The following is a 7642-nucleotide window of genomic DNA, read 5'->3' on the forward strand; positions in this document are numbered from 1 at the left end:
TTCATCAAAGGAACCTGCCAATCATGGCAGGTCAGGGCGCGCTGGCCGTGACGGCCTGGTCCATGGCGAGCCCCGCAATTGTGCTGACGTTCCTTGCGGTCGCAATGGATTTACCCATCTTTCTGGCAGGATTGTTGGTATCCATCCGGCACGCAGCTGGAACGCTGTCGGACGTATTCGTGTCAAACCATCTTGCACAGCTACCCCAGAAGAAAGCCACCATCGCCCGAACGGATATTGCGGTGGCCGCCTGTTTTCTGGTTGTCATTCTCACGGTCATCTATGGGACTAAGCCGATGGTCATCGCAGCCTTTGTGGCCGGGATATTCGTCATTGGGGTACTGGAAGAGATCAAAAGCCTGCTTATCATCGATTTTGTAAGCGACAACTTGCCCTCAAAGGACAGGATGCGCATCAGTTATATTCAAAAGGCCCTGGGAGGGGCCGCAACCATCGCAATCGCATTGTTGTTGCACCAGCTGATGCAGGGTGCGCCTTCGCTGACACGTCACAGCATGGTCGTCGGCTTTGGCGCACTGTGTTTTGTCCTATCAGCGCTGGCGATGATGACATTGCAAGAACGCGCGCCCGATCAATCTGCCCCGGTCGCGCCGCGGACTATGTCACGGTTTGATACGCTGAAAACGTATTGGCACGACGCGAAATCCTTGCTTGGTGAGGCTTGGTTTCGAAAGTTCATCGCGCTTCGACTGACCTTTGTCGTGGCCGGGCTGTCGGTTCCATTCTATGCGCTGATCGCAGCCGAGGCCCATCACAGTTCAGCCAAAGGGCTGACAGCGCTTGTTGTTTCATCCGCAGCTGCATTGCTGGTCGCCGCACCTCTATGGCGGGCTCTCAGCAATTACTCGAACCGGGTGGTTATGATTACGGGTGCGCTGATGGTCGCCGTGTCAGGTGTTGGTCTTATTGTTATCCACCACTGGGGTCTGGATCACACTGTGCATCTGCACGCTGTATCGCTGTTTGTCGTGACCGTTGCCGTCACTGGGTTGGGCAGCGCCCGGGCACTTTATTTCATGGACGTGGCCCCGAAATCTCAGCGGATCGTGGCACAGGCTGTTTCACAAACGATAAGCCGTCTGTCTATCGTCGCTATTTCAGCCCTTCTGGCGGCGATTGCCCATATGAACGAAGTGGTATGGGCCGTTATCCTCATCACCATCAGCAGCCTGTTAGCTGTCGTCGCCATCCTGTCTTTCGTAGATCCCGCAGGTCGGCCCAATCCAGAGCGCGACCGCACGGGTATGGCCAAATAGGCACTGACCTATTCGACGGTGATCGTAATCACCTCGGACACGACCGGCGTGGCATGCGGCACATGGCCTGCGTCCCCCAACACCAGTTGCAGCGTGTGCTCACCCGGGGCGAGGTCCAGTGTCACTTCAGTCTGACCTCCACCAAAATGCATGTGGTTATCATCTGCTGGCAGGCCATAAGTCAACTCATCCGCGCCGTCTTCGCCCTGCCCCAAAGGCGGGCGGTCAATCAGCAGGTGGTGGTGGCCAGTGTTTTCTTTCTCAACCCCAGTAGGTGCCACGCCCATGCCGCCAAGGCCAAACACAATCTTAACGGGAGATTGCACTGTATCCCCGTCAGACAAATTGACGAAATAGACCTTCGCTTCAGGATTCGCCGGTGTTTCCCCTCCGGCCCAGACAAGAGTTGCAGCAAAACATAGGATGGCGGCGGTGAAATTGGCTTTCATACTCTCCTCCTTGGTCACAAAAATGCCTTTCTAATCATAGCACGATTGGAAAAAACTCCAAAAATCCGGGCTTTATGCAGAATCGTACACTGAGGTGCTCGGCACTCTCGGCGTTTCCCAGTCGCAAACGATCCCTTTCAAAACCCTTATATTATCCCATGTCTGCCCCGTTCTCGCCCAGATTGATCGCGATAAAGAGACAACGAACAGAAGACCTGGGGAACGAGAATGGATCGACTGACCGAAATGGAGGCCTTTTCCAACGTGGTGGACCAGGGTGGTTTCACTGACGCGGCCAAAAAAATGGGCATCTCAAAATCGGCCGTATCCAAACACGTGTCGAGCCTTGAGGCACGGCTGGGTGCGCGGCTGCTAAACCGCACCACACGCCGCGTTTCACCGACCGAGATTGGATTGGCCTACTACGACCGCGCCCGCCGTGTTCTTAATGACGCGGGTGAGGCGGATGCCCTTGTGACATCGATGCAATCTGCACCCTCTGGTCTGCTGCGGATCAGTGTGGCGACGGATTTCGGCGTTAATCACCTGTCGCCGGTACTGTCAGACTTCCTGTCTGCCTATCCCGACATCACCGTGAACATGGTTCTCAACAACCGTTACGTGGAACTTATTTCCGAAGGTTTTGACGTGGCCGTACGTATTGGTGAGCTGGAAGACAGCACCCTGCGTGCCCGCAAATTAACCGAAACTGTGAAACGCATGGTTGCTGCGCCCAGCTATATCGAACAGTTTGGACGCCCGCAGAAGATCGACGATCTGAACGAACACAAGCTTCTGCACTATTCCAGCCAATCTTCGGGCAATGTATGGAAGCTGACCGCACCTTCGGGTGAAAAGCGTCAGGTCCGCACCGCCGGTTGGCTGAGCGTCAATGACGGTCAATCACTGCTGAACGCCGCAATCTCGGGGCTGGGGATAGCACATTTGCCCAGCTATCTTTATGCCGAGGCCCTGAAATCGGGCGAAGTGGTGGATGCGATGCCCTCCTTGCCTGATGAGGTTCAGGGCGTCTATGCAGTTTACCCACCGGGCCGCTTCACGCAGCCCAAGGTGCGGGCTTTCATTGATTTTCTAGTCGCATCCTTTGCTGAAAAGGGTCCGATGGATTGGTAGAATTCTCCCTGTGGTACCTAAACGGCCCGTACTGAATAGTGCGGGTCTTTTTTTGTGTGGTTGCGCACCGCGGTGCGGTTTGTTGCGAACAATAGGCCGGGTGCATCACTCCGCAACTGGTGACACGGCCCGCTGATAAAGATGCCATGTGGTGTGACCCAGAATTGGCAGCGTGAAAATCAGCCCCAGAAACGCCGGAACCAGCGATAACAGCATGGTGACCGAGATGATTGCCGCCCAGCCAAGCATAACAACCGGGTTTTCCCTGACAACGCGAATGGAAGTCAGCATCGCGGACACAAAATTTGTTTCCCGGTCAAGCAGCATGGGCATAGCGATAACAGTCAGCGAAAACAGCGCAGCCGACATAAATGCACCGACGCAGCTACCAATCACGAGGAAGGTCCAGCCCTGCGGGGTGAAGAACACAATGTTCAAGAACCCACTAAAATCCGAGAAGGACGAATTCTGCAGCGTGATCGCCAGCCAAAGCCGTATCTGGTAGGTCCACACCCAGAATATGAACAGGGTGACAAAGGCCATCCAGCCCATTTCGCGTTTGCGTTGATTGGCCATGACGGTGAGGATTTCGTTCCAGCCAAATTTTTCTTCCCTCTGCAACCGGCGGGACATTTCATAGAGCCCCGCCGCGGCGAATGGCGCGACCAGTGGAAAACCTACTGCTGCGGGAATGATCATCCAAATCTTGCCAAGCCAGACTAGGCACCAGACAAACAGAATCCCGAAAACCGCATAGAACAGGCCGAAAAAACCGCTCATGACGGGGCGCGCCAGAAAGTCGGAAAACCCGGCCTTTAGCGACGCGGTGATATCCTGGGCTGTCAGCGTATTCACTTCGGGCATCGCCTGTTGCTGAGGTGTATGATTGTCCGGTGATGGTGAACCTGCGGTCTTGGATGTCATGACACACTCCTCCGTAAACAAGTTTGCACTATGGCGAAGCATAACAGCAAGAGAGGGATCGGAGCGGCCCGCCGCTCTAACTGAAGTGGGTCAGTTAATCAGCAAAACCGCCTCGACCCGGCGATTGATATCGCGGCCCTCGGGCGTGGCGTTCGAGGTGATCGGGGCGAGATAGCCCACACCTTTCGCCTCGATCCGGTCGGCGGATACGCCATGGGCTTCGATCAGGCGGGCGCGCACGGCTTCGGCCCGCTTGGTGCTGACGGCAATATTTGCCTGCAAGGCACCGGTATCGTCAGTGTGACCGACCAGCGCCAATCGAGTGGATGGGTTATCTGCCAGATAGCCCGCAAGCAGTGCGAGTGAGGCAAAAGGCCCCTCGCCCAGCGCCACTTCACCGGTGCGAAAATGCAGATCGTCGAGTATGACATGCCCATCACGGGTCAGATCGTTTAACAACCCCGAAGTACCGTCAACGGTTTCCTCGATCACAAGGGGCGGTTGGGATTGAGTTCCCACCGGGGTGACGCGGATCATCTGTACATAGCCATCTGGAGGATTTCGACTGACGAGTAGGGTCAACACCTCATCATCGCGGGTTGCCGAGAGAAATCGATAATCATGGATCGCCACATACATGTCGGGCGTCGGTACCACCTCGGTGCCGAAGCGGAAATCGAACCCGCCACAGGTCCGCGCCTCGCATTCAAAGGTGATCTCAAATCCCTGCGCCTGCAACTGATCCCGCAAAGGTGCGAGAATCTGCAGCGTTGTACTGGACCCGGCCTGCAACCTCCACGTCAGCCGTTCAACCCGTCCTTCAACGGTGCGAGACGGAACGGATCCGTCGGCAAAAACACCGGTTGGCAGGTCATAGCTGTCAAGCGCGCTGATACGGTCAGAAATCTGGCGAGCGCCGGAAGGCAAGGTTAAATCTTGCGCCAGGGCAGGTGCGGCCAACAAAGCGATATAGAAGCATAAATAGCGGATCATCGGAACTGGGTGTGATACTCAGGGTTCGGGACCATCGCGGTGGCACTGGCCACACGGTTGGTCATATTGAAGAAACCGGTCACATTGGCAATATCCCAGATATCGCGATCCGAAAACCCGGCATCGCGCAACTGCTGACGGTCGGGTTCTTCAATCGTTGTGCTGGCGGTGGTCATCTTAGCGGCGAAATCCAGCATCGCGCGCTGGCGCTCGTCCAATCTGGCGACGCGGTAGTTCATGACCAACATTTCACCCAGCTGCGGATCACCCGACAGCTGCCGCACTGCCGCCCCATGGGCAACAAGGCAATAGAAACATTTGTTGATGGACGAGACGACAACCGCGATCATCTCGCGTTCCAGCTTCGTCAACCCGCTATCGGCCAGCATCAGATCATTGTACATCGCCGTGAATGCGTTCAGCTTTTCTACATCAAAGGCGTAGGCCCGAAGAACGTTTGGCACCATGCCTAGTTTCTCGACACAGATATCAAAGTATTTCTGCGTCTCCAGGGGCAGAGGGTCCGCCATGGGCAGGTTCAGGGCGGTCGGCATGTCCTGTTTTTTCAAATCGCTCTCCTCAGACGCGCTGGCGGTAGTGGTATTCTCCGACGATCTCCATCCCCAGCGAGCGGTAGAGGCCATTGGCCCCGGCATTCGCCTTGGTACAGATCACGCTAATCGTCTGTGCGCCATTGTCCAGCGCCCAAAAAGCCGCGGCGCGCATGGCCCAGTGCCCCATTCCCTGGCGGCGATGATCTGGAAGTATTTCAAGCGCATGAACCATTGCAATGCCGTCATGGATCGCCACAAAGCCGGTGCCTGCGGGTTCATCGGTGCGACGCATCAAAAGGCCGGTCTTTGGGCCATTCGCACGGTGCATTATGGCAAGCCGTTCAGGGCCTATTCCACCCTGCGCCCATATCTCGCGCATGATGGCCAGCGGTTCCCAAACATTGAAAACGGTCACCCGTGGAATCGGTATATCCGTCAGGATCTGCACGGGGCAGGAATAGATATTGACCGGATCCAGGATGTCATATCCGCGGTCGGCTAGCATTGCGTCCAGCGCTTCATCCCCCGGACGCAGGCAAAAGATGCGTTTTTGGCCCATCGCCTGCATGGCGGCTTCGGCGGCGTCGATATCAGCGTCCGTAACCTCCCCGATACGGCTGACGGCTGAAACGCGCGACCCGCCGCCCTGCCCTTGCCGCAACTGGAAAGGCCCCTGTGTTTGATACCCCGCGGCGGGCCATGTACCGTCGACTATTGCGGCCCAATCGGTGCTCAAAGCTCGATCTCTTTCGCGAGGCGGGTCATGGCGGCATCAATGCGCCCGCCATCGACGCCACGGACAACCACATTTGCCCCGAACACGCCATTGGATTGAAACGGATAGCAACCAATCGAGAGGTCGTCGAAATCCTCGGCCAGCGCCGCCAGAGTCGCGGCGATATCGCCCTCACCCCGATCCACGCGCAGCGTCTGCGACAAAAGCGGGCGACCCCCGGTGAGCGTGGGCAGAACACTCGCAACCATCGCCTGAAAGACCAAAGGCACCCCTGCCATGACATGCACGTTCCCGATGGTGAAGCCGGGCGCGGTCGAGACCGGGTTATCAATCAGCGCCGCCCCGTCTGGAATGCGCGCCATGCGCAGGCGCGCCTGGTTCAATTCCAGTCCCGATTTCTCGTAATGCGCCTCAAGCAGTGCCCGCGCATCATCACGGACATCAATATGCACGCCAAAGGCGCGGGCGATACAATCGGCGGTGATATCGTCATGGGTCGGACCTATGCCACCGCTGGTAAAAACATGATCATGGGTGTCCGACAGCGCCTTGACCGCCGCCGCGATCGCCGGTGCATCGTCGCTGACGATACGAACCTCTTTCAGGTCGACACCCTGCTTGGTCAGTTCCCCAGCCAGATAATGCATATTGGCATCGCGAGTTCGGCCCGACAGGATCTCATCCCCGATCACCAACATTGCAGCGGTTGGATTGGCCATGGCGCGCCCTCCCTCTTGATCGACCGTTAGGGCAGGTATAGGCCGTTGGCCATGCGATTTGAAACCCCCCTTGTCCCCGCCCGCCTGATCCGCCGCTACAAACGCTTTCTGGCTGATTGCAGGCTGGAAGACGGACAAGAGGTGACGGCCCATTGCGCCAATCCGGGTTCGATGATGGGTCTGGCGGAACCGGGAGAGAAAATCTGGCTGGAGCCGAATGACGACCCAAAGAAAAAGCTGAAATACGGCTGGCGGCTCGTCGATCATGAGAATGGGCATTTTACGGGCGTCGATACCTCGATCCCGAACAAAGCATTGCGCGCGGCTTTGAAGGCCCGCGAGGTCCCCGAACTAGCGGCCTATGAAACCGTCCGCCCCGAGGTCAAATACGGCGAAAACAGCCGCATCGATTTCCTGCTGACCCAGCCCGACCTGCCGGACGCTTATGTCGAGGTCAAAAGCGTGACCCTTTCGCGCGAACCGGGTCTGGCCGAGTTCCCCGACAGCGTCACAACGCGCGGCACCAAGCATCTTGGCGAACTGGCTGCAATGGCGGCGCAGGGCCACCGGGCGATCCTGCTGTATCTGGTGCAACGCACCGATTGCGACCGGTTTGCACTGGCGGCGGATATTGACCCGGCTTATGCGGCGGCGTTTGAGGTTGCGCGGTCATCGGGTGTTGAACGAATGATCTGCGGCACCCGAATCTCTCCGGAAGGGGTTTGGGTGGACGTTGGTGTTTGGCAGAAGTTCAACCGGTAGCAGATAAAGGCTGCTTTGAGCCCAAAGTGTATGGCTCCACTCGACCCTTTTTTGCTCCTTGCAACAGTCTATGATACGGTCTTTTGCATGCTCG

General features: G+C 57.1%; 9 protein-coding genes. 3 read left to right on the plus strand and 6 right to left on the minus strand.

What is annotated here, in order from left to right:
* Positions 1–23 precede the first annotated feature (23 nt).
* The gene (locus Q1B46_RS21450) at positions 24–1277 is read left to right on the plus strand and encodes an MFS transporter (protein ID WP_299951833.1); all 1254 of its coding nucleotides are present in this window, start codon (positions 24–26) and stop codon (positions 1275–1277) included.
* An 8-nt stretch (positions 1278–1285) separates the two neighbouring features.
* On the opposite strand, the gene Q1B46_RS21455 is transcribed toward Q1B46_RS21450, so the two are convergent.
* Positions 1286–1726: a DUF4399 domain-containing protein gene (locus Q1B46_RS21455; protein WP_299951835.1), complete on the minus strand. Its 441-nt coding sequence runs from the start codon at positions 1724–1726 to the stop codon at positions 1286–1288.
* Positions 1727–1954: 228 nt separating this feature from the next.
* Here Q1B46_RS21455 and Q1B46_RS21460 point away from each other — a divergent pair, with 228 nt between their 5' ends.
* On the plus strand, positions 1955–2860 hold the full coding sequence (locus Q1B46_RS21460; RefSeq protein WP_299662047.1) for a LysR family transcriptional regulator: 906 nt from the start codon (positions 1955–1957) through the stop codon (positions 2858–2860).
* Between the two features lie 105 nt (positions 2861–2965).
* On the opposite strand, the gene Q1B46_RS21465 is transcribed toward Q1B46_RS21460, so the two are convergent.
* The 5 genes from Q1B46_RS21465 to Q1B46_RS21485 all read right to left on the minus strand — a co-directional run bounded on the left by Q1B46_RS21465 (position 2966) and on the right by Q1B46_RS21485 (position 6786).
* The gene (locus Q1B46_RS21465; protein WP_299951837.1) at positions 2966–3784 is read right to left on the minus strand and encodes a DUF2189 domain-containing protein; all 819 of its coding nucleotides are present in this window, start codon (positions 3782–3784) and stop codon (positions 2966–2968) included.
* Positions 3785–3874: 90 nt separating this feature from the next.
* A complete protein-coding gene (locus Q1B46_RS21470; protein WP_299951839.1) occupies positions 3875–4777 on the minus strand; it encodes an OmpA family protein in 903 nt (300 codons plus the stop codon).
* Positions 4774–5331, minus strand: coding sequence for a peroxidase-related enzyme (locus Q1B46_RS21475; RefSeq protein ID WP_299951849.1), 558 nt, complete (start codon positions 5329–5331; stop codon positions 4774–4776). Before Q1B46_RS21475 ends, Q1B46_RS21470 begins: the two co-directional genes overlap by 4 nt.
* Positions 5332–5356: 25 nt before the next feature.
* Positions 5357–6067, minus strand: a complete 711-nt coding sequence (locus Q1B46_RS21480) for a GNAT family N-acetyltransferase (RefSeq protein ID WP_299951841.1) — start codon at positions 6065–6067, stop codon at positions 5357–5359.
* Positions 6064–6786 carry a molybdopterin-binding protein gene (locus Q1B46_RS21485; RefSeq protein WP_299951843.1) on the minus strand — a complete coding sequence of 241 codons (723 nt, stop codon included), beginning with the start codon at positions 6784–6786 and terminating at the stop codon, positions 6064–6066. The genes Q1B46_RS21480 and Q1B46_RS21485 overlap by 4 nt, the downstream gene beginning before the upstream one ends.
* A gap of 51 nt (positions 6787–6837) precedes the next feature.
* Between Q1B46_RS21485 and sfsA the strand changes: the two genes are divergently transcribed.
* A complete protein-coding gene (sfsA, locus tag Q1B46_RS21490; protein WP_299951845.1) occupies positions 6838–7548 on the plus strand; it encodes a DNA/RNA nuclease SfsA in 711 nt (236 codons plus the stop codon).
* Positions 7549–7642 lie beyond the last annotated feature (94 nt).

Origin of the sequence: uncultured Ruegeria sp., from assembly GCF_947500045.1 — a bacterium.
Lineage (GTDB): Bacteria > Pseudomonadota > Alphaproteobacteria > Rhodobacterales > Rhodobacteraceae > Ruegeria.